The organism is Paenibacillus sp. FSL R5-0908 (assembly GCF_038006245.1).
Taxonomy (GTDB): Bacteria; Bacillota; Bacilli; order Paenibacillales; family Paenibacillaceae; genus Paenibacillus_AQ; species Paenibacillus_AQ odorifer.
In genome coordinates, this window is sequence record NZ_JBBOUV010000001.1 from 2987831 (window position 1) to 3010840 (window position 23010).

Annotated in this window: 19 protein-coding genes; all 19 read left to right on the forward strand. The window is 46.4% G+C overall.

The annotated features are described in order from the left end of the window. Window positions 1-19: 19 nt before the first annotated feature. Genes MKZ09_RS13210 through MKZ09_RS13300 form a run of 19 tightly spaced genes read left to right on the forward strand, consistent with a single transcriptional unit; the run spans window position 20 to window position 23000 of the window. Window positions 20-877, forward strand: a complete 858-nt coding sequence (locus tag MKZ09_RS13210; RefSeq protein WP_076135974.1) for a hypothetical protein — start codon at window positions 20-22, stop codon at window positions 875-877. Window positions 878-889: 12 nt separating this feature from the next. Next, window positions 890-2038, forward strand: a complete 1149-nt coding sequence (locus MKZ09_RS13215; protein ID WP_052096964.1) for a DegT/DnrJ/EryC1/StrS family aminotransferase — start codon at window positions 890-892, stop codon at window positions 2036-2038. Continuing rightward, the gene (locus MKZ09_RS13220) at window positions 2035-3042 is read left to right on the forward strand and encodes an ABC transporter ATP-binding protein (protein WP_036685909.1); all 1008 of its coding nucleotides are present in this window, start codon (window positions 2035-2037) and stop codon (window positions 3040-3042) included. Before MKZ09_RS13215 ends, MKZ09_RS13220 begins: the two co-directional genes overlap by 4 nt. Further along, a complete protein-coding gene (locus MKZ09_RS13225) occupies window positions 3039-3830 on the forward strand; it encodes an ABC transporter permease (protein ID WP_038570104.1) in 792 nt (263 codons plus the stop codon). The genes MKZ09_RS13220 and MKZ09_RS13225 overlap by 4 nt, the downstream gene beginning before the upstream one ends. A 5-nt stretch (window positions 3831-3835) precedes the next feature. Continuing rightward, entirely contained in the window at window positions 3836-4630 is a 795-nt protein-coding gene (locus MKZ09_RS13230) for an ABC transporter permease (protein WP_036685913.1), read from the forward strand. A 12-nt stretch (window positions 4631-4642) separates the two neighbouring features. Further along, window positions 4643-6124 (forward strand): class I adenylate-forming enzyme family protein, encoded by a 1482-nt coding sequence (locus tag MKZ09_RS13235; protein WP_076202363.1) that lies wholly within the window; start codon window positions 4643-4645, stop codon window positions 6122-6124. 8 nt (window positions 6125-6132) lie between these two features. Beyond that, complete coding sequence (locus tag MKZ09_RS13240) at window positions 6133-7047, forward strand: NAD-dependent epimerase/dehydratase family protein (protein WP_218643103.1); 915 nt, start codon at window positions 6133-6135, stop codon at window positions 7045-7047. Beyond that, on the forward strand, window positions 7044-8240 hold the full coding sequence (locus MKZ09_RS13245) for a glycosyltransferase (protein WP_076202369.1): 1197 nt from the start codon (window positions 7044-7046) through the stop codon (window positions 8238-8240). Before MKZ09_RS13240 ends, MKZ09_RS13245 begins: the two co-directional genes overlap by 4 nt. Window positions 8241-8243: 3 nt before the next feature. Continuing rightward, a complete protein-coding gene (locus MKZ09_RS13250; RefSeq protein WP_076202372.1) occupies window positions 8244-9413 on the forward strand; it encodes a peptidase U32 family protein in 1170 nt (389 codons plus the stop codon). A 14-nt stretch (window positions 9414-9427) separates the two neighbouring features. Continuing rightward, window positions 9428-9685, forward strand: a complete 258-nt coding sequence (locus tag MKZ09_RS13255) for an acyl carrier protein (protein WP_076202375.1) — start codon at window positions 9428-9430, stop codon at window positions 9683-9685. Window positions 9686-9695: 10 nt separating this feature from the next. After that, complete coding sequence (locus MKZ09_RS13260; RefSeq protein WP_076202378.1) at window positions 9696-10889, forward strand: glycosyltransferase; 1194 nt, start codon at window positions 9696-9698, stop codon at window positions 10887-10889. Between the two features lie 10 nt (window positions 10890-10899). Then, entirely contained in the window at window positions 10900-12633 is a 1734-nt protein-coding gene (locus tag MKZ09_RS13265) for a hypothetical protein (RefSeq protein WP_076202381.1), read from the forward strand. Then, window positions 12626-15211, forward strand: a complete 2586-nt coding sequence (gene uvrA / locus MKZ09_RS13270; protein ID WP_076202384.1) for an excinuclease ABC subunit UvrA — start codon at window positions 12626-12628, stop codon at window positions 15209-15211. Before MKZ09_RS13265 ends, uvrA begins: the two co-directional genes overlap by 8 nt. Further along, a complete protein-coding gene (locus MKZ09_RS13275) occupies window positions 15205-16857 on the forward strand; it encodes a carbamoyltransferase family protein (protein WP_076202387.1) in 1653 nt (550 codons plus the stop codon). Before uvrA ends, MKZ09_RS13275 begins: the two co-directional genes overlap by 7 nt. Before the next feature lie 27 nt (window positions 16858-16884). Continuing rightward, a complete protein-coding gene (locus MKZ09_RS13280) occupies window positions 16885-17172 on the forward strand; it encodes a hypothetical protein (protein ID WP_036685933.1) in 288 nt (95 codons plus the stop codon). A gap of 38 nt (window positions 17173-17210) precedes the next feature. Beyond that, window positions 17211-20552 carry a non-ribosomal peptide synthetase gene (locus MKZ09_RS13285; protein ID WP_076202390.1) on the forward strand — a complete coding sequence of 1114 codons (3342 nt, stop codon included), beginning with the start codon at window positions 17211-17213 and terminating at the stop codon, window positions 20550-20552. Window positions 20553-20570: 18 nt separating this feature from the next. Further along, complete coding sequence (locus MKZ09_RS13290; RefSeq protein WP_162164283.1) at window positions 20571-20831, forward strand: acyl carrier protein; 261 nt, start codon at window positions 20571-20573, stop codon at window positions 20829-20831. Next, window positions 20824-21831, forward strand: a complete 1008-nt coding sequence (locus MKZ09_RS13295) for a hypothetical protein (RefSeq protein ID WP_076105500.1) — start codon at window positions 20824-20826, stop codon at window positions 21829-21831. Before MKZ09_RS13290 ends, MKZ09_RS13295 begins: the two co-directional genes overlap by 8 nt. Then, the gene (locus tag MKZ09_RS13300; protein WP_036685941.1) at window positions 21828-23000 is read left to right on the forward strand and encodes an NAD(P)/FAD-dependent oxidoreductase; all 1173 of its coding nucleotides are present in this window, start codon (window positions 21828-21830) and stop codon (window positions 22998-23000) included. The genes MKZ09_RS13295 and MKZ09_RS13300 overlap by 4 nt, the downstream gene beginning before the upstream one ends. Window positions 23001-23010: the final 10 nt, after the last annotated feature.

A 23010-nucleotide genomic window follows, 5' to 3' on the forward strand; every position in this document is an offset into this window, starting at 1 on the left:
GGAGACGGTTATTTCGGCTATGTACAATAAGTTCACTGAATCGGGGCCTCAGCCTAGTGTACACTTCACCGCTGCTCGCAAGGCGGAACCGGGTCCTAATGAATTGTTCATTACCAACCGTTTTACTTTAACGGGAACGGTAAAGGACCCATCCTGCTTGCAGCTTTTTCATGGGGCATGCCATTTACCAGGGCATTATCCTTACTCCAGTGTCGGAGTAGTGACTAAAGCGGGGCTTGGAGCAGAGCATCGCGTAGGCCAAGCTCTTGTGTTTTCTCCTCATTATACAAAGGATGTATGTGTCCCTCTGCACAGTGGGGTGGATGGTCAGATCTTTATTTCCAACGACTTAGACCCTGTGACAGCTGCGTTTGTTCCTATGTTTTGTGTGGCACTAAATGTGTGTGAAGAGCTGGCAGATGAAGGCATTAAAACGGTGGAACTGTGGGGAATGGGACTGCTAGGAAAGCTTTTATTAAGGTTGCTTGAGCAGGATGAAGATTTGAGCTTCAGTGTTGAAAAGAAGGAGGCCAAGGATGAGATTTGGGCCGGGTTAAACAGCGGTGTGTGGGACTGCGAGGAGAGAGCCATTGTTGCACTTGATTCGGACCTGCTCTCGCAGGTTCAACGGCATTCGGCTTTAAAAAACCATCCACCAGACCACCACATACAATTTATTGATCTGACAAGACCTGGAATACTTAAGGAATCCATAACGCATGACCGTATTCAGGAAATCTCCCGCAGAATTGGGAAGCAAGAGCTTGAAGTAACCAGCCTAATTGCCCAACATATTCATGCGGAACATATGGAGCAATTTATCAGGCAAGCGGAGGAAGGCTTTTTTGAAGGGAAAACTGTAGTCTATGACTGGTAGAGGAGGTTCGTCATGCAGTTGACACAAGGTGTTATGGATGTACCCGCACTCGATATTGCATTTTCTGAGCAGGAGCGGCGTATCATTATGGAGCGAATTGATGATTGTCTGTCGAGAGGAGCGTTGAGTCAGGGTAGGTATGTACAGGAGCTGGAGGAACGTTTTGCCCGGTATGTAGGAGTTACTCATGCCATTGCGGTTAATTCGGGTACAAGTGCGATTGAAGCGGTAATGAGAGTGCTCGAAGTAAAGGGGCAGGAAGTGCTGGTTCCGGCAAATACGTTTATTGCCACGGCTTCCAGTGTCCTGTTTGCCGGAGGGCATGTTCGCCTTGTTGATATTGATCCCCGTACATTTTCGGTGTCGCTGGCTGAAATAAAGAAGCAGGCCACGAGTCGTACCCGAGGGGTTATTATCGTACATATTGGCGGAATTGTTACACCGGAGATTGAAGAAATCAGGCAATGGTGCGATGAGCAGGGGCTCTGGTTATTTGAAGATGCCGCTCATGCACATGGCAGCAGGATGGCCGGAAAAGGTGCGGGAGCTTTCGGAATTGCCGGAAGTTATTCCTTTTTTGCCACGAAAATCATTACCTCGGGGGAAGGAGGGATCATTGTCACAAACGATCATTCAATGGCTGAGAAGCTAAGAATGTTCCGCAATCATGGCAAGCCCCAGCCTTGGGAGACTTACCACACCTCGCTTGGCAACAATTATCGAATGAGTGATATCACAGCAACGATAGCGCTTACGCAGTTTGAGCGGCTCGACGCGATCATTGAACAACGGGAAGCGATCGCCAACCGTTATACTTCCTTCTTTACGAAAAATCTTCCTGATTTCGAGATTGTGATGCCGCAGGACAGATGCAGTTGGTATAAGTACATTGTTATAGTGCCTTTAGACGTTGACAGTTCCGATTTGAAGGACAGACTCAAGGAGAAAGGCGTTTCGCTCCAAGGGGAGGTATATGCAACGCCGCTTCATAGGCAGCCGATCGCTGCTTCTCTACAGTTCAGTGGGGAATATCCGCTAGCGGATGATTATTGTCGGCGTCATATCTGCTTGCCGATTTATCCCAATTTGACTGATCAGCAGATCGATTATGTTTTGGCTGTATTCTTAAGTGTGGTCGCAGAGTTAAGGGGGCAGCAATGAACGAGGGCATTATTATTGATAATCTGAGAAAGGTCTATCGCGTCCCTGTAAGAGAACATGGGTTAAAGCATGCGTTCAAAAGTCTGATCAAAATGGAATACAACGAAGTTGAGGCGGTAAAAGGTATCGACCTCAGGGTTGAGCCGGGAGAAATTGTCGGGTTCATCGGACCTAACGGCGCGGGAAAGACAACCACGCTGAAGATGCTCTCCGGTATCCTGTATCCGACATCAGGCAACATTTCCGTCTATGGCTTCAAACCTTGGGAACGCCAACATAAGTTTCTGCGCAACATCAGTATGGTAATGGGGAACAAATCGACGTTAACCTGGGATATTACGGTCGAGGACTCTTTCTTTGTGATGAAGGAAATATACGGAGTCTCTGATGCTGATTTTAAACAAAGACTCAATGAGCTAAAAGAACTGCTGGATATAGGGCATCTGCTTAAGAATCAGGCGCGGAATCTCTCTTTGGGAGAACGCTCCAAGTGTGAATTAACAGCAGCGTTGTTACACCAGCCACGTGTATTGTTTTTGGATGAGCCTACTTTAGGGCTGGATGTCAGCATGCAGCTGCGGCTTCGCAGTTTTATCAAGGAGTATAACCAAAAACATGAGACAACCATCCTGCTTACCAGTCACTATATGGAGGATATTTCTTCCCTTTGTAAACGGGTTGTGCTGATCAATCAAGGCAAGCTGTTATACGACGGATCTCTGGAGCAGCTGAGCGGTAAAATAGCTCCCTACCGCATTCTTAAAGTCAGTTTTATGGATGAAGACGTAACGGGCACAATTGAAGAGCTAAAGGAGAAGTTTACTGACAGCTTGCAGGTCATGGAGCTTGCGGAAAGCTACGTATTGTTTAAGATTCAGAAGGAAGCTGTACCTGAGATTGTTTCAGAAATCTTTAATAGCTATTGCATTGGAAATGTAACAATCAATGATGCTCCAATCGATTCGGTAATTGATGAAGTGTATCGAGAGGGGAGGCTCCTTTGAATTTTCGCGGAGGCTTTGCGCTGATACGTAGGACTATGTTCGGGTTTATGGCTGAAAAAGGTTTTTTCTGGACATTGACGCTTGGTTGGATGATGGGACCTATCATCTATATGTTTGTTTGGACCGTTGCTGCGGGAGATGGAAGCATAACCGGGTTCACTCAGCAGGATTTTGTGAGGTATTATATTCTGTTAATTCTTGTGAATCAGCTGACCTACCCTACCTCACACTGGACGGTCGGCGATCAAATCTATGGCGGCAAGATGTCGATTGTATTGTTGAGGCCGATATCGCCTTTTTACGATGTGGTTGCATCAGATTTGGCTGTCAAAATCGTCTGTATGCCTTTTGTTATATTTGTTGCCGGTGTGGCTGCCATTTTTTTGAACTTCAGACTGGCTATATCCGGTCTGGACTTGCTGGTGGCCGTTTATCTTCTTCTCATGGCTCAAATAATCAGATTTATGCTGGCCTATACACTTTCCCTGTTTGCATTTTTCACCAATAAAATCAAGTCCTTGCTTTCTATTAATGACACCCTGGTATTTTTGCTGGCCGGACAGGTAGCGCCTTCGTCGTTGCTTCCGGGATTTATGCAGGATATCTCGGATTATTTGCCTTTTCAATATATGATCAGCTTTCCGATAGAGTTTTCCCTTGGAAAGTTGGATCATTCACAGCTTGTTTTTGGCATAATTGTTCAATTCATTTGGGCGGTCGTTATCATATTATGTAACCGTTTAGTGTGGAAAAAAGGGATTCGTGCATACATGGCCGTGGGAGGGTAGGGAACATGCTGAGATATATGCGTTTGCTGAGATTGTTTTTCTCTACAGCGCTTCTAAAGGAAGCGTCATTCCGCGGTGACTTTCTAATCAAAATTTTGTATACCGCAATTAATTTAACCGGGACGATTGGCGGGATCGCGATCCTCTTTTCCAACACAAATTCGCTTAACAGTTGGACTTTTGCGGATACGCTGGCATTATCGGGCGTGTACTATTTTATTTTGGCAATGAAAAATCTATTTGTTGGTCCAAGCCTTGGCTCATTAGCCGGGATGGAAGGGGAGCTATGGACTGGAGGATTTGATTTAACGCTGCTCAAACCGATTGAGACCCAGTTTTATGTGAGCACGAGATACTGGTCTCCGCTTAATCTGTTTGATGTTATGGTGGGAGTAGCGGTGATGGTGCTGGGCGTTTCTCAAATGCAAGAAGCGATAGGAATATCCACTTGTCTGATGTTTGTATGGGCCATTTGCAATGCTTTACTGCTGTTGTACTCAATACTGCTGTTATTAAGCTCTTTGGCGTTTTGGTATGCCGGAAGTCCGATGTTGAGTATATTCGACAGTATCATGCAGATGGGTAGATTTCCGGTCAATGTATATCAGAAACCAATTCAATTAGCGCTTACCTGGATCGTTCCTGTCGCCTTTATCGTTTCCATTCCTGCAGAAGCATTAGTGGGCAGGGTAAGCCTGTCCTATTTATTCGGAGGCAGCTTGCTAGCTGCGGTTTTGCTAATGTTAGCCAGTGCGTTTTTTAAACGAGCAGTGAAAAAATATGCAAGTGCTTCTAGCTGAGGAGGATTCTAAGTGAACACTTCTTCCATATTGGATTTGATTTATTTCAATTGCTCGAATAATCCAGGGCTTACGGCCATTGATTATGAAGGATCAACGATCACTTATGAAGAGCTACGGCAGGAACTGGAGCACAGTAGTGAGAAGCTGGATCTCGCGGGGATCCGGCCCGGGCACAGAGTTGCCTTAGCCGTTGCAGACAAATCTGCTTTTATCATGCTGTGGCTTGCATGCTGGCATACGGGAGCCGTTCCGATCCCATTTGAACCTGTGAAGAACTTACCGGAACTGGAGAGAATGCACTCGTCAAGCCATTGTCAGTATTTAATTTGCGATCCAATTGATTCGGAGGGCAGCAGTCAGCTTGAGCTCGTACTCAGAGTACCGATATTTATCTTTAGGACTGCAACGCTTTTTTTACAGGCAGATAAGCATTCTGATGAAGATATTGCTTTGAATTTTTATACCTCAGGAACGACTGGACCGCCTAAATGCGTACAGTTTAGCCATCGGGCCATCTACAATAATGTAATGGCCATCTGTAGAGGGCTTGAAATTACTGCAAACGACAAGCTGCTCACACCGATTTCGCCGTGGCTGCCCGCGACGCTAACCACTGTAGTCCTACCGGCCCTCTGTGCCGGTGCTACATTAATCATGTCGAAGGGAACAATGCCTGCTAGAATTTGCGAGCAGATCAATCGCAAAGAGGTAACGATTCTTTTTGCGGTTCCCTATATGTATACCTTGCTTAATGAGTCAGTCGTGTCATCGTCAAGTGTAGCTTGGGATAAAGTGAGACTGTGCATCAGCTGCTCTGCTCATCTGGACGCAGCGACTTTTAAGGACTTTTATAAGCTGTCGGGCAAGTCTATCCGTTCATTGTTCTGTTCATCCGAAGGTGGGGCAATTGCCTATAATCCTTCAAATGAGCAAGAACTGATCAGAGATTCGGTGGGACAGCCACATCTGGGAGTTTCTATTCGGCTGCTTGACCCGGAGGGGCACGAGGTTGCTCATGGAGAGGAAGGAGAGATATGGGTCAGCGGCGCTCATATATCGTGCGGGTATTACGGGCAACCCGAGTTGCAGGCAGAGGTCTTTCAACAGGGTTGGGTACGTACGGGTGATCTGGGAAGGTTGGATGAGGCTGGGTATCTGTATTTGTCGGGGCGGCTTTCTGATAACATCAATGTCGGCGGACATTTGGTAAATCCGGCAGAGATTGAACAAGTCCTGCTGCTCCATAACGGCATTAAAGAAGCACTTGTATATGGTGTTTCCGATAAATACTATGGCAGCAAGCTGATTGCGGAGATCGTGCCGCTGGATGCCCAGGTATCAGCCGATGATATTATCAGATTCTGTTCAGCGAGACTTGCGGCATATAAGGTGCCGAGAGTAATCAAGTGGACGGATAACATTCCCAAGGGTCGCTATGGGAAGAAGCTGAGAAATCAGAATCAAGCAGCCAGTCACATCCTGACGTCATGAGGTTTCTTGTGACAGGTTGCAGCGGTTTTATCGGGAGCAGGTTAACAAGCAGTTTACTGGAACAGGGACATGCTGTCAGAGGGCTTGTATTGCCGAAGGAAAAAGGCGTTGGCGAAACACTTGCAGAATTGGGTATGGAACTGTGGGTAGGCGACGTTCTGAACCCTGAAACGATGGATGGCATAGGGGAGGATATTGATGTCGTCTATCATCTTGCCGGCAAACATTCTGGTTCTGTGTCCCGGATGAGGCAGCTGTATGTAGAGGGGACGCGGAATCTGCTGGACCAACTTTTGCGCAGCGGAACGTATGGCAAGTTCATTGTGGCAAGCAATGGGGCTGTATATGGAAGCGACAACGTTTGTGTGGCCGATGAATCTGCACTGTGCCACCCCGTTCATCCATTTGGAAGAATTACACTCGAAATGGAGCGGCTGGTCCAGCAATACTGCACCCATGCGAAATTTTCTTATATCATTCTCAGGATCGCTGAAGTGTACGGCCCGCTTGAGCATAATTATATCCGGCAATTAATGCGCTGCACTCAGATGCTGGGGAACGGGCGCAGTTATTCATCTAAAGTGCATATTGATGATGTTATTTCAATGATGCAGTTGGCCTGGAGTAATCTTGCTGTTCAAGAGATTTATAACGTGAGTGATGATCTTCCTCTAACACAGGAGGAATTGATAAAAGAGGTTCGGAAATATGCTCAACTGTCTGAAATACAATGGATTTCTCCTGAGGCTGTCACTGAGCGTATCAGACTAAGTATACATGGTTTACGCGCCCTTTCCGTACGTATGGGAAACGAAAAGATAAAAAAGAATGCCGATGTACGGCTGGCATACCCTACTTACGCCCATGCGATTCCTTATTTAATCGAAGAAATGTCCAATAGAAGCGAGGTGAATAGTTTGTGAGTCCACCAAGAATTATGCTTCTTCCAAGCCCCCCTAGCTCCGGTTCTGTAGGATCAGTGAGCAAAACGCTGGGCATTGCCAAGGTTCTGCAAAGCCAAGGTTGCACGGTCAGCTTTGTGATTGGCGGCAAGCTTGCTGACTTTGTCCGAGCCAACGGCTTTCAGGTTTATGACTATCCGATTCCGCTTCCTTCAGGGAATTCCGGAGATGTTCGCAGTGCTGCCGATTATGTGGAGTGGACAGGGATGGCAGAATCGGGCTTTATTCGTCAAGCGGTTGAGGCTGAACTGAAGGCGATACAGGCTTTTAAACCCAACGCCATATTTGCCGAGTCTCGTCCGAGTGCTTCCATTTCAGCTGCCGTGGCCCAGATTCCCGCTTTGATGATTGCGAGCTGGCCAAGCCATCCAGCCTTCCCGGCCAACCTACAGTATCCGGGATCTGCCAAAGCTATCGCCGCTTTTAATGAGGTGTTGGCGGATTATTCACTGGATTCTGTTTCCAATCTGGCTGAATTATTATTTTCAAGAGCAACGATTAAAATGGCACCGACACTACCGGAACTGGAGCCGGAGCTGGCTGCGTTGAAGGAGTGCGATTTCGCCGGTTACATTCTGGATTTGGAGGCAAGACAATCTTCAAATTTGCAGTGGCATCCGGACTGGCAGGGCAAGCCGCTAATTTTTATTTATTTAAGCGTTAGTGCTATTCCCCCTTTAATTTATATTGAGCTGGTCAAAGAGATCTTTGACAAGCAACCCTACCGTGTTGCCTGTTTATGCGGATTTCATTATGAGCTTAAGGCGCTTCCTGACCATACCGACAATATTCAATTCCATTGGTTTATCCCGGCTGCTGAAATTATGCCGGAAGCAGCTCTGGTAATTTTTCATGGCGGACAAGATACTATGCTTACGACAATGCTGCATGGACTTCCGAGCATAACCATTCCCGGTCAACATTTTGAACGGGACTATAATTGTACGCAGCTCCAAAATCTTGGGCTCACTTATAAACTACCCGTTCAAGCATTCAGACCAAGCCGTATCCGTAAGATTGTTGAGACAGCGTTGAACGATAATTTGGCTGAGCTTCGCGGGCATTATAGGTCCAAGCTGAGGACTTTAAGCGGAACTGAGAATTGCTGTGCTGCATTGATCGCACTGGCACAAAAAAATAGCTGGCAGGTGTAATTTATGAAGATATCTGTTCCATATAACGGCGATATCCAGCTTATTGACGAGCTGGGCGGATACGAATATATCAGCTGCTTCTTCGGTGGTTCTTCTCAGGAGGGCTGTGGAAGCGGAAGATCGGCTGCGGCAATGCCGATAAGTACGCGGAGCGATATTGAACAAGCGGTTAAGCGTGCCCATATGTACAACAAAGAGTTTAACTATTTGATGAACAGTTCCTGTCTCGGCAACAGGGAATATGAGGATGAAGGCTACCGACAAATTGTAGATCAAATGGATTGGGCCGCTGAAATAGGTGTGGACTGGATCACCTTAGCCAATCAGCTGCTTGTGGACATTTGCAGGAGAAGACATCCTGAGATCAAAGTGAGCTTGTCCTCCTTTGCGGTGGTCGAAAGTGTGGAACGGGCAAAATACTTTGATTCAATGGGCGTCAAAGAGATCACAGTGAGAGAAAATATAGCCAGAGATTTCAGGCTGCTTGAACGTATACAGAACAGCGTTGAATGTGAAATCCAGGTCATTGTCAATCAGACCTGTCTCTATGAATGTCCAATGCAGGTCTATCATGACAATGTAATGAGCCATGGCTCATCCAACCGTGGAACGGATAACCAAAGCTTTATGGATTATTGCTCCGTCAAATGCACTTACGAGAAATTTAATGATCCAGGGAATATCATGAAGGCGCGCTGGATCAGGCCGGAGGATTTGGCGGAATATGAGCAGATAGGCATACACCGTTTTAAGCTGACGGACCGGTCAAAATCTACTGCCTGGCTGTTGCAGGCGGCAAAAGCCTATCATGATAGGCAGTATCCGGGGAACTTGGCTGATATTTTGAACATCGTTCACACCAACCATCGCAGAGCCGCCGGTGCGGTTACACGAGAAAAGGCGGTTTTTTCCCGGCAAACGCAGCAGAGCCGCCAGAGCATCCGTGCCCTGACCTTATTGGATGTTTATCTTGACAATTCTAAGCTGCAAGGTTTTATTGATTTTTTCAAAGAAGTCGATTGCCGTTCGCTGGATTGTGCGGTATGCGGGTATTGCGATCAATTTGCCGTTGAAGCCCTTTCGTTTCCTGATCCTTCCGCCCGGACCAAGAGCTTGAACATGCTGCAGCAGCTGGTACAAGATACGGCAGAGCGGCAACCAAAGGTTTTCTGAGAGGAGATATAAGCATGCAGAACAAGGAGATTCTGGGTAAGCTGGCCGCTATTTTTTCAGAGGTCTTGAGCAAGGAGGTTACAATGGAGGAACTGGATGCGCAAGCGGATTTACTTGAAGCGTTCCATATGGATTCACTGATTGCTTTGCAGATTATCGTTAAGATTGAACAGCAGCTTGGAATCGTCATTGAAGATGATGACCTGGCACTGGAACTATTAAATGATACCGGAAAATTGACGGCATATATTGAGGACAGTCGGAAAGGGTGAGCAGCTGACGATGAATCTTTTGTTTCTTTCTGAAGGTGCTTATTTTGCCTATTATCAAGGGGCCGTCAAGGCTAACCGTGCAGTATTCGAGTCCCTGGCTGCCAGGGGACATCAATGTAGAGTAGTCCATCTGGTAGACCAGGAAGATTCTCTGTTACAGGTGGAGGAACAGCTGCAGGAGCATGGGGTAAACGATATTATTCGTTCCACGCATAGTCTTCAGGGTACAGTAAATGGTGTAGAATGCCATTTCACCACGAGTGTTATGCTGTTATACAGAACAGCAGGGGATTTGATGAAAAGAGGCAAGCCGGACGTGGTTCTTGTGAATATGGCTTACCACACCATGGTTGCTGCGGGAATAAAGCTCGTGGCTGGAGGCGCAACAAAATTGGTTGTGATTTGTCATGATGTGATCACTCTCCCTTTTGGGCCGCATAGCTGGATCGAAAATCCGCTGCTCCGACAGGAGCTTGCCCAGGTCTCCGGCTTTATTGGTGACAGTGATTTCGTAGCTCATACTATCACCGAATGGGGTGGTTATACCAATGCTGTTTCGCTACGTTTCCCAATTTATGGGGAGGGTATTTTTCCAACCTTTCATAATTTCAACAGAGGATACATCGCGATATGCAACCCTACAGAGATTAAGGGTTTATCCATTTTTCTGAAGCTGGCTCAAGCTTTTCCGGACTATCCTTTTGCTGCGGTAATTACATGGGGCGATTTGAAGCAGGAGGAACAATCCGCTTTACGTGCTCTGCCTAATGTGACACTGCTTGAACCGGAGCGCGAGATGAATTTGATTTTTGAACAGGTACGAGTGTGGCTTCATCCTTCCATCTGCGCTGAAGCTTTTGGGCAGACAGTAATTGAAGCGATGCTAAGAGGTATTCCTGTTATTGCAAGCGACCAAGGCGGCCTCATGCAATCGAAATGCAAGGTTGACTATAATCTTCCGGTGACGCCGATTACGGAAACTTACAAGGATGAAGCAACAGGACATACAATGCCGGTTATTCCCGAACAGGATACTGCCATATGGGTAGAGACTTTGCAACGGCTGCTGACGGACAGGACACTCTACGAATCCATTTCTGCAGCCTCTAAAGCTGCCGCGCAGGAATTTATAACGGAGGCCCAGCCTGAAAAATTCGAACTGTATCTGGAGAATATGCTGCGATCCGAAATGTCAGCAAGGTGAGGTGAAGAGTGTGGAAAAGACATTGGATACATCCGCCATTTCCGTTACATTGCTCGACTGTCTTCATCGTGCTTTAACAACAGGAGATATTGAACTTTGGCTGGAGACCCAGTATTTCGAAGATGAAATGGAAGCTGAATCACAGCGGGCATGGTTCCATGGGTATTTACAAAAAACAGTTCCGACTTGCGTAGAATTTAACGTACGAAATGTCAGAATAAGTCTTGCTGAAATTGTTGCAGCCTGTACTTTGACCTTTACTTATGAACAGTTTGACCAGCTAAAGGATGAGCATATTTATACTATGCGCTATGTTGAAGACAAAAAAGAATGGAAGGTTGTAACGATCGAGAAAAGCTGGCTACCGTTTGGTTCGGCCGAAGCCGATCTAATTCATTACGATACTTATTCCATGACTGATCTCTTCTGGTGGACCAATAAAGCGGAGTTGGAGATTGTTAGAAACAGCAGCGATCCTCTGCCGGCGAATTTGTACGCTCGGGCAATTCCACGAAATATACGTTCCCGGGAAGTGCACTCTGAATTGGAATGTGCGGCCATTCTATCCAATATGCTGTCTTTACGCGTAGCTGATCTGGCAGCATTGCTGTTTCAGCCAACCACTCTAGGGACGTTGGAGTCCTTATATCATTTTGCAAGTGAAAATATCAATTTCCAGATTGAGCGGCCTGATCGTAACAGCAGCTGGTCAAGCAAATTTACTGCTCCAACGTTTAGTTATGATGAATTGTTGACCTTGGCTGAAGATCACTTTCCATTAACCGCTAATTGTACGCCGCTTATGTCATTTTATTTTGCGGTGCTCCGATTATGCGGCTTGGCGGCTTCGGATATCGTCCAGCTCCGTTTAGTTAATTACGATTGTTTGCTCGTCTCCATCACTGGAGAGGCATATCTGTTTTTCACAGACCGGATTGTTAAATTAAAAGCAGGTACTTACTATTATCAGACCGAAATCAGCAAGCTGTTCAATGAGAGGGAGTATTGGTCTGCTGCCGGAAGTTCGAATTTATCAGGCCGGACGGTGGAGCGATTAAATAACTGGTTCAAGGATGGCATTGTGTTTAAATTCTCGCGTCCGCTAACAACGGGAATTAGCTATATGGATGAATGCCCAATGCCCAGTTTAAAAGAATGCGCTGACCCGCTGCAACTTCATCAATTGCTGCGCCAAACGATGCTGAGATACAGCTGCAATCTGCCGGATTCTGTATATACGTACGCCAAATATGCTTATCAGACACTATTAGTAACAAAACCGCAGGCTTATGTTCTCGCATCTATGAATAGTCCGCTTATTCGTCAGTTCCTGAGCGATTATAATACGAAACAGCATTTTTTTGAGTATGTGGATTTATTGAAGAAGAAATCCATATTTCGGGAACACGACCGACTGATGACTGCGGACCAAGTAATACGTCACGGTACCGCCGATCCGGCTTCCCTTACAGTGTTGGTGTATGTCTGGTTAAATCAAAGCCACCAGTCTCAAGGCGGGGTTTGTATAACGGATGAAGATAGCTATTGTTTTTTTGAAGGAGAAATATGGAGCGGCAAAAAACGAAAACCAGCATCAAAGATGCAAGGAAATCTGTTAGTAGCTTTTAATCATGAATCATGCTTCAGTGAACTGATGAACATTTTTGAAGCGAAGACCGAATGGATAACATTCATACGGCAGCATATGACGATGTCTCATGAAGGAGCCGATCACATTGAATGACTGGATTAAAATTCAAGGTGCGAGAGAAAACAATCTGAAAAATATATCTCTGTCTATCCCCCGAAACAAACTAGTGGTGTTAACTGGATTGTCTGGTTCCGGCAAATCAACGCTTGCCATGAATACCTTGCAGCAGGAATGTCAGAGGCAATACATGGATTCGCTCGGTATGATAAGTGATTTTATCCACAAACCTAAGGTTGATTCTATTGAAGGGTTGTCGCCTTCCATCTGTATTGACCAGCGCCACACTAACCGAAATCCCCGGTCAACCGTTGGAACTACAACGGATTTGTACACCTTGCTTCGTATATTGTTTACCAAAAGCGGAGAAAGAGCTTGTCCTAATTGCGGAAGCCAAGTCAAGGGTTCAAGTAGTGCTGACATCTGGCAGGAAAACTATGAGTCGATCGAAACAGAGATTCAAGATCTTCCTATGTCCTATTCCGATGAGGGCAAAGCCGTGTGCCCAGAGTGCAGCCATGAGCTTAGAGCATTGACCATGTCCCATTTCTCTTTCAATAAACCTGAAGGCGCATGTCCGGTTTGTATGGGCTTGGGGGTTGAACGAAAACCGAATTTACAAGAAATTTTCGATGACAGCCTCAGCTTGAAGCAGTGTGCACTTAAGGGGAGCAATCCTCATGGAGCACAGTTAATGGCCGATAATTTGGTTGCAGCCGGTAACTATTACGGATTTGTGTTTGATCCTGATAAACCCTTGAGAGATTTGGGCACGGTCGAACGGGATCTGCTGTATTTCGGTGTATACAGCCAGCGATTTATCAGGCATTTTCCTGGGAAGACCCCTCCAACTTATGCTGCAGAGGGAAGATTCGAGGGGATTCTGACCAACCTGGAACGCAGATACAAGGAACGTGGACACGAATCGGACTATCGAGAGAAGATTGAAAAATTCTTTCATCTGCAAGAGTGTTCGGATTGTCACGGTACGAAGCTGAACGCAGACAGTCGAGCGGTTACGCTAGCCGGGAAAAGTATCACCGAAGCATCTGCAATGCCGCTCTTCCATTTGCTTGGCTGGTTGCGTAAAGTGTCCGCTCAACAGCTAGGGGGAAGTCAGGATCCGCTTATGAACATCGTTTCCGAAATGGAAAAAAAGCTGGCCCGCTTGATTGAAGTGGGTGTCGGCTACTTAAGCTTGGACCGCTCCACCGTTTCTTTATCTCTGGGAGAAATGCAGAGGCTTAAGCTCGTCTCATTAATCGGAGCTAGCTTAACAGGAGTGTTGTATATTCTCGATGAACCGACAATTGGCCTTCACCCGATAGATACCGAAGGCCTGCTCCGGGTGCTCCGGCAGTTGCGTGATCTTGGAAATACGGTTCTAGTTATCGAGCATGACCCGGATGTTATGCGGGCGGCCGATTACCTTATTGATATCGGACCGGGTGCGGGCAAGCAAGGGGGAGAAGTGGTTGCGGCTGGCTCCGTGCAGCAGCTGATTCAGTGCAGCAGATCATGGACCGGGCAGTATTTCGCTGGTAAAGATACGGTGGTTCTTCCTAGACAGCGCCGCAGAGGGAACGGGAAATGCATTGAGATTACAAACGCCAATCGCCATAACCTTAAGGATGTAAGTGTTAATATCCCGTTGGGCAAGCTCGTTGTGCTGACCGGGGTATCAGGGTCGGGGAAATCGACTCTTATGTTCGACGTCCTGGCTCGATCCGCACAGCTTCATTTTACCCAAAGCACCGAGACTGATGCCTATGCAGTTGTTAAGGGCTGGGAGAATGTGCATAAGGTCATTAGCTTTGATCAATCCCCTATCGGTCAGACTGCAAGATCAAACGCGGCAACTTACACAGATGTGTACACGGCGATAAGGAATATTTTTGCTGCGCTGCCTGAAGCGAAAATGCGTAATCTCCAGGCCAAACACTTTTCTTGCAACGTCCCCGGCGGCCGATGCGAACGCTGTCAGGGAGCAGGGCTTGTGCAAGTGAATTTGCAATTCCTACCGTCGGTTGAGACCCCATGTCCTGTATGCCGGACCAAACGATTTAAGCCGGAGATTCTGGATGTAAAGTATAAAAACCATAGCATTTCAGATGTATTGGCTTGCTCTGTAAAAGAAGGGATGGAACTGTTCGCGGATGAACCATCCGTATATAACAAGCTGGATGTGATGTGCCGTATTGGACTGGATTATTTAATTCTGGGCCAGCCGGCAACCACTTTGTCCGGCGGGGAGGCACAACGGGTAAAGTTGGCCAGAGAGCTCTCAAAAAGCAGTAGACACCACACCTTGTACTTGCTTGATGAACCAACAACAGGCCTGCATCCGCATGATGTGATTAAGCTGATTGATATGCTTGGGCAGTTGGTCGACTCGGGTAATTCTGTCGTTGTGATAGAACATAATACCGATGTCTTAGTCATGGCGGACTGGATTATTGACATGGGGCCGGAGGGAGGCCTGGAGGGGGGACAAGTCTTGGGTGAAAGTACACCAGAGAACATCGCGGAAATCAGGAATTCCAAAACAGGTCGAATTGTAAATCAGCTTCTCAATCAATATCAACAAAACTTAGAGGGGGAGTATACGTGTTAATTCTTGGTTTAAGCGGTGGGCTAGGACATGATTCAGCGGCATGTTTGGTTCATGATGGCGTTTTGGTGGCCTATGCTGAGGAGGAGCGTTTCTGCCGAAAAAAACATGCTTACGGAGAGCCCCCGGTTTTGTCGCTCCTCAATTGTCTGTCCCAAGCGGGTGTTGCTTTTGAAGATATCGATCTGATTGCTTTATCATGGGACCCGCAAAAGGCGGAAGAATTGGGGATATTGGAGAAATTCAAGAAGCATCCGGTATTATCAGGCAAAAAAATGCCCACTATCATTTCGGTCAGCCACCATTTATGCCATGCGGCAAGTGCCTACTATTTATCCGGGTTCGATGATGCGGTGATTTTGGTCATGGACGGACAAGGTGACGATATTTCAACCACAGTAGCCTATGGGGAGAATGAGCACATAGAGATCAAGCAAGAATACGGGATTTCACAATCGCTTGGATTTTTTTATTCCATCGTCAGTGATTATTTACAGCTTGGAACATCAGGAGAAGGAAAGCTGATGGGATTAGCCTCTTATGGAGAGTCAGTCTATGACTTTTCTGTACGGTTGACGGAAGACGGGTACGAGATTCCTATCGGAGAACCTGATAGTTCGCTTGGTTTGGAGGATAAGTATAACAAGCTGACCCGAATATGGATGAAGGAAATGTACCGTAAATTCGGTGATCCTCCAAAGCGTATCTATAGCAATAATACACTGTATGGCGGGCTCAATTATACGGTGGAATACAGCAAGAAGCACAAAGATATTGCCGCATCGGCGCAGCAGGCGCTGGAAGACACTATTGTGCATCTTTGCCGGCAGACCATCCGGCAAGGCAACAGTAAAAATTTGGTGCTAGGCGGAGGTGTTGCTCTCAATTGTACGACGAATGGAAGGCTGGAACGCCTCGGAATTTTTGATGAAATCTTCGTATTACCGGCAACCAATGATGCTGGGGGCTGTATCGGAGCTGCCATGATTGCCTCTAAAGAACGTTCCGTTCTCCCTGTAAAGGGCAGACTGAAGACTCCTTACTGGGGAATTTCCTATGATGACAACCATATATCGGAGGTATTAAACAAGCTTGGTTTGAAGTATAACTATTCATCCGATATTTGCCGGCAGACGGCAGAACTGATTGATAGAGGTAAAGTCATTGGCTGGTTCCAAGGCGCAGCCGAGATGGGGCCAAGGGCATTGGGCAATCGTTCCATAACAGCCAGTCCTGCAAGTTATGATTCATATGTAAAAGTCAATCAAAAAATCAAATTCAGAGAATCCTGGAGACCGCTGGCGCCAAGTATTATGGATGAACATGCGGATTGGTTGGTGGAGGAGGCGCAGTATTCGCCGTATATGCTGAAAGCCTACACAGTCAAAGAAGAGAGAAGGCAGGCTGTTCCTGCCATCGTGCATGTAGATGGATCTACCAGACCGCAAACGGTCCGAAGCGAGGTGAATCCGGTCTGGCATCAGCTTATTGCCGAGCATTATAAGTTGTCTGGCATTCCGCTGATAATGAACACATCGCTTAACACACGAGGAGAACCGGTGTGTGAGACTCCATACGACGCCATTAAAACCTTCTATACCTCCGCTATGGATGCGCTGGCGGTCGGCAATTTCTTAATTGAAAAATAATACGGGAAACGAGGGGATTTGACCGTTATGAACAGAGATGAGGAATATATCCAAGCGACAGTGATGGAACTAATCCGCAAAAATGGAGCCTTACCCTCAGTAGAGCAGAAAGAGACGCTACAGGCTGCTGATTTGAACAGAACTTTAACCGAATGGGGAGTTAATTCGTTCCGGGCTTTATATCTTCTGTACGATTTGGAGGAGGTCTTCCGGGTTCAGATTCCAGACAACTGTCTCACTCCAGAGACCTTTGAGTCTCCCTTGACGATTATTAACTGTCTTAAAGTGTTGCTCAATGATAAGGCAATTTCCTGATGCATGATTTTTAATTCCAAGAATCGGGAGGATGAAGTATGACTCGAGGTTTATCAAATTGGGAAGCGCTGCTGCAGGCCGAGCGAATGCATAGAAGTCTCCCTCCTATCCGTGCTGATTCCGATTTAACCGATATTCCGCTGAGCGGCGCTCAGCGCAGATTATGGTTTTTGCATCAATTGAACCCTGCCAGCTCCGCTTACAATATGACGATACAATACCGCTTGAAGGGTTGTCTGAATTATAAACACTTGACTGAATGTCTGGGTATCTTGAAGGAAAGGCATCGAATTTTAGACACTGTATTTTACGAAAAAGACGGGGAGCCTTACCAAAAGACGGTTCCACAGCCCGCAGTGGTCAGGATTGAGCGGCTGGATTGTCTTGAGTCAGAGATGGAGAAACAGGCGCTGGATTGGTTGGCAATGGAGATTAATAAACCGTTCGAATTAAATGGAGGCTCTTTATTTGAGACGGTACTGGTACAGATGAGCCCAACCGAGCATTTACTGATATTTCGTTTCCATCACAGCATTTCAGATGCGTTGTCTCTGGATATTTTTACAAATGAATTCAGTGAGATCTACAACGCTTTGGAAGAAGGCAGGGTGGCACGCTTGCCTGAATTGCCGGTACAGTATTCTGCTTATGCGGTCTGGGAACAAAAATATATTGCAAATGCCGGCAATCCAACACTAATGGATTATTGGAGCAACAAGTTAGCTTCGGCAGATACACGGCTTGATTTAAACCTTGCGGCAATGACTGAAGCTGCTGGGCCAACCGATTCGGAGTGCAATTATGGGGGAGAGTTGTCGCAGGATGCCTATAATGAAATGCTGGATTTTATAAAACGTCACCCCGAATTCACGGTCTATAACGTTATGCTCGCAGCCTACCGGGTCCTGATGTTTAGATATACCGGCCAGTCTAACCTGATTATCGGCTCAACCATGGCTAACCGTAACCGCATTGAAGTAAGGAATCTTTTCGGTTTTTTTGCCAATACTTTGCCACTCACCACCAATGTGCAGACTGAAGACAGCTTCTTTGAAGTATTAAATAAAGAGAAAGAAACAATTAATGAGGGCATTGCCTATCAACAAGTCTCTTTCGACAAGCTCGTCAGTATTATGCATCCAGATCGCAGGCCAGGGGAAAATCCGCTGTTTCAAACGATGTTTACTTATGTGCAGAGCGGCAAAACGGATTTGGAGTTATCCAACCTAACTGTTGAAGCGTTAAAGGCAGATAAAAGCTCTTCGGCCTTTGACCTGACGATTGGGCTTAATGATACCGGAAGCGGAGTGCAATTATTTTACGAATACAACAATGATAAATGGTACGCGGCCTCATTGAGGCAATTCCATTACCACTACATTAACATTCTCCAGCAGCTGCTGCAGCGACCGGAGGCTACGGTTAGCAGCCACATGTTTTTGACCGCGGAAGAAATCAATAAAGTGATCTACGAATGGAATGATACTTGTATGGATTTCGGCTGTCTGGACAGCCGAAGGTTCATAAGCCAGATCAAAAAACAAGCTGCGAAGCATAGTCATCTGCGGGCTGTATTTTTGAGCGGAGAAGACAACATGAGTTATGAGGAGCTTGATCTGGCCTCAGATATGCTTGCTTCGAGGCTGATGCAATTGGGGATTGGGCGTGGCAGCCTTGTTGGGTTGGGCTTGGAGAGATCTGTTGAGCTAGTCACCTCAATTCTGGCGGTAATTAAATGCGGCGGGGCATTTATGCCGCTTGATCCACAGCTGCCCTCCAAACGTCTGGCCCATATGATTTGTGAGTCGTCGTGTGTACTGATCATCACCCAGGAACAATATGCGGCTCTGTTTAAACCGATGCATAAGGTGGTCCTCGTCGGGATTAGCTCTTATTCAGCTGACTTAAGGTGTGAAATTGTGCACAATGAGCCGGCTGAACCCAGTGATTTAGCCTATGTTATCTATACTTCCGGTTCAACCGGAACCCCGAAGGGCGCGATGAACAGCTATGAGGGATTATACAACCGGCTTCTTTGGATGCAGCAGCAGTTTGGTTTGGATGAGACCGATAAAGTGCTGCAGAAGACACCGCTCACTTTTGATGTGGCAGTATGGGAGCTACTGTGGCCATTACTGCATGGAGCGGAATTGGTATTGGCCCGACCGGATAAACCGCATGATCCTGAATATATTGGGAATGTGATTGTCGAGAGGCATATTACGACGATTCATTTTGTTCCGGCGTTACTGCAGCAGTTTATGGACTCCTTTCCAATAGAAAGCTGTATTTCACTTAAAAATGTCATTTGCAGTGGAGAAGAGCTGAGTACCACGTTACGTAATTCTTTTTTCTCAAAATCCGCTGCGCATTTGTTCAACTTGTACGGGCCCGCTGAGGCGGCCATTGATGTAACCTGCTGGGACTGTGCGGAGAGCCGAGGCCATTCAAGTGTTCCGATCGGCAAACCGATTTCCAATCTCCGAATTTACATTCTGGATAAGTATCTTCTGCCGGTTCCCGTTGGGGTTTACGGAGAAATATGCATTGGTGGAATAGGAGTGGGCCTAGGATACATCGGAAATGAAGAGCTGACCAACCGCAGTTTTGTACCCGATCCTTACTCCAGACATCCTGCTGCTGAACATCTGTACCGCACAGGAGACATGGGCAAATTCCTCGAAGACGGCACGATTATTTATGGGGGAAGAACAGATCAACAAATCAAGCTCAACGGTGCGCGGATAGAGCTGGGTGAAATCGAGGCCGTATTTCGCCGTTACAACCGGATCAAAGAGATTCTTGTCCATCCGCTCAAGCAGAATAACGGGGGGCAGCTTATGATTGCCTATTATGTGAGCGATAAAGAGATTGCCGCTGCGGAGCTGCGAAACTATGCGAGAGCTTATTTGCCGGCCTATATGATTCCTGGCATCTTTATGAGACTTGAGAGATTTCCGTTAAATCGAAATGGTAAGGTTGATCGCCAGGCGCTTCCGCTGCCTGATGTGAGATTTAAAGAAGCGAGCAGCGCTCTACTTCCTAAAAATGAGTTTCAGGAAGAGATAGAATCTATCTGGCAAGAGTTGTTGAGTTTGGAGGGCCGTGCGATCGGCATTGCCGAGAATTTTTTTGATCTGGGCGGCCATTCGTTATTAGCTCTAAAGCTAGTTAGTATTGTCAACAAAAGATTCAATACAAACATAACCATTATCGAGTTGTACCTAGGCGAATTTACGATTGCAAGAATGGCGGACATGCTTGCTGAACCGTCCTCTGCTGCAGCCCAGGGACAGCTGACGAAATCAGTGTTATCTCAATTAGGAATGTCGTTGGAAGAAATTTTGCAAGTAGGCGAAGGAACATTAGGCCAGAGATAAATGATGGACGGGGAGGATATGATGGACCAAATACAACAGCGGGTGGAGGTATTGCTGCGCCTATTTGTAAAGTGTGATATTTCCTTGGAGCCCGAAAGTGTGTTCACAGATCTGGAAATGGATTCGCTTACTTACATCAAATTTATTGTTGAAGTTGAGCGGGCGTTGCAATTGGACTTTGATCCTTACCTTTTGGTAGCAGGACATTTTCCTACGGTTGGAGATTTAACGGCATATCTCTGGAGTAAAAATGGTGAAGGATGTGCCACAGATGCCTAACCTGCCGATCAAGTACCCTATGGTGAACAGCAGCATGAACAGCTCTCATCTGCTCAGTGTAGTGGAAGTCTGCTCTAGAAAGATGGATTGGCTGCATAACCACTATATTCATTTATATCTTGGAGCGAATATGGATGTGATGGATCTTGAATTTCTGTCACCCGAGCAATCTTTGGGGCATTTCCCCTATCTGAATTTGAAAGAGATCAGGCTTGGTCCTGAACGTGTTGCTGTAAAACAGATCTTGGATTGTCTGGCCGAGAAGGAGTATGTCGAAGTAAGCTTGGATGAATTTTATATAGAAGGTAAGCACTATTTTAATAAGGTTCATTTCGAAAGGAATTTTATGATTTACGGCTATGATGATCTTAGTCATACATTTAGTATTGCTGGCTCGGATTACGATAAAATCTTCGAGTTTCATGAGCTTCCCGCCGATCAGATCATATCATCGCTGCGCGCTCATGCATTCGAACGGCGTTCGATTCGCTCTGTCCGGCTAAATGAAGCTGATAAGATGCATTTTGAGCCAACTACACTGATCGCAAGCCTAGCGGATTATTACTATTCACGCCAGCCAGAAACCATGGTAACCTGCCCGGGAACAGATGGAGGTTCGTGTTGGGGAATGAAGGTGTATGGAGCGCTGCTAGACTATTTAGATAGGTTGGCGCGTAACGAAATTTTCTATTGTGTTCGTCCGTTTCATTTACTCTGGGAGCACAAAAAATGCATGGTTAACAGGCTTGGATATTTATCTCAATGTGGATATAACCTTTCTGATTTCATTATGAAAGGCTATGAGGATATATACGAAACCACTCTTATTCTCAGAAACATTTTGGTGAAATATCATCTTGAGCCTGACCTTAACCTGTTGCGGATCGCTGCACGCACAGTGGAGAGTATCGATGTGCAAGAGCGCGCGCTTCTGTCAGCGCTTTTGAAAGAGTTTAGTACTGTAATCAGCAAAATAGAAGAAAAGGAGAATTCTCGGTGATACCCGATAAATGTGAAGTTGTTATTATTGGATCTGGGGCAGTCGGGGCGTGTACAGCCTACTATTTAGCCAAAAAAGGAATAACCGATGTGGTAGTGCTTGAGAAAAGCGAAAGTTTAGGCGGAGCAACCACATCTATCTGCGCAGGCGGGATGCGAAGTCAGTTTACAACGGAGATAAATATTGAATTGTCCAAGTTAAGTTTTCGATTGCTGGAGCAGCTTGATTCGTATAACCTTGTTCAGGATGAAATGGACCAGTGCGGATATATGTTTATTTTCACGGCACAAGATAATCTTTCTGAGTTTTATGATGCGATGCTTTTGCAGCAAAGGTTGGGTGTGCAAACGGAATGGATGGAGCCTAAGCAGATTCAAAAGAAGCTGCCGATGCTGGTTCTAGAGGATGTAACCGGTGCAACTTACAATAAGCAGGATGGATTGATCGATCCCAATAAGATTACAAGCACGTATATTCGGCTCTCCAGAGAGCTGGGTGTCAAATATTATCCTGGAGTCGCTGTAACGGACTTTATTACTGACGGTTCCGCGATACAGCAAGTGGTAACGTCAGAAGGAGCGATAACTTCGCGAGTTGTTGTAAATGCTACTGGCCCCTGGTCCAAATTTGTGGCTGCTAAAGCCGGAATTGAGTTGCCGGTAATCCCCTGCCATCAGCAGTTGTTGGTTACAGATGTGCTCCCATGGCTGCCCGCCGATTTTCCCGTTATTGTGTTCCCCGGGGAAGGTCTGGGCTTACATAAGGAGACAGGCGGTCTGTTAACGGGCTTAAATAAGCCCTTTGTTGCAGGGGGATGCGAAGATCCGGATTATAGCTACTCGGACCCGGAATGGGAATATAAACATCTGGAAGCTGCTCTTCGTCGGCTGCCTCGTCTCCAGGAAGCAACCATCAAATCCTGCTGGGGAGGGTATTATGATGACACGCCGGACTCCCATCCGGTGCTGGGCGCTGATAACAAAATCCAAGGGTTTTACCATGCGTCAGGATTCAGCGGACATGGTTTTATGCACAGCCCGGCCGCCGGACTCCTAATCAGTGAAGAAATAGCCGGGAATTCGGCACAAACATTAGACATATCATCATTGCGGTCCAATCGCTGGCTAACTGCAGCAGGCAGAAAAATTAATGAATACTACAAGATTTAGAAGTATAGGA

Excerpts from the sequence above, each read along its gene's own strand:
- MKZ09_RS13210 (WP_076135974.1), top strand. The coding sequence starts at position 20 with ATGTACAATAAGTTCACTGAATCGGGGCCTCAGCCTAGTGTACACTTC.
- MKZ09_RS13215 (WP_052096964.1), top strand. The coding sequence starts at position 890 with ATGCAGTTGACACAAGGTGTTATGGATGTACCCGCACTCGATATTGCA.
- MKZ09_RS13220 (WP_036685909.1), top strand. The coding sequence starts at position 2,035 with ATGAACGAGGGCATTATTATTGATAATCTGAGAAAGGTCTATCGCGTC.
- MKZ09_RS13230 (WP_036685913.1), top strand. The coding sequence starts at position 3,836 with ATGCTGAGATATATGCGTTTGCTGAGATTGTTTTTCTCTACAGCGCTT.
- MKZ09_RS13250 (WP_076202372.1), top strand. The coding sequence starts at position 8,244 with ATGAAGATATCTGTTCCATATAACGGCGATATCCAGCTTATTGACGAG.
- MKZ09_RS13255 (WP_076202375.1), top strand. The coding sequence starts at position 9,428 with ATGCAGAACAAGGAGATTCTGGGTAAGCTGGCCGCTATTTTTTCAGAG.
- MKZ09_RS13260 (WP_076202378.1), top strand. The coding sequence starts at position 9,696 with ATGAATCTTTTGTTTCTTTCTGAAGGTGCTTATTTTGCCTATTATCAA.
- MKZ09_RS13280 (WP_036685933.1), top strand. The coding sequence starts at position 16,885 with ATGAACAGAGATGAGGAATATATCCAAGCGACAGTGATGGAACTAATC.
- MKZ09_RS13285 (WP_076202390.1), top strand. The coding sequence starts at position 17,211 with ATGACTCGAGGTTTATCAAATTGGGAAGCGCTGCTGCAGGCCGAGCGA.
- MKZ09_RS13290 (WP_162164283.1), top strand. The coding sequence starts at position 20,571 with ATGATGGACCAAATACAACAGCGGGTGGAGGTATTGCTGCGCCTATTT.
- MKZ09_RS13295 (WP_076105500.1), top strand. The coding sequence starts at position 20,824 with ATGCCTAACCTGCCGATCAAGTACCCTATGGTGAACAGCAGCATGAAC.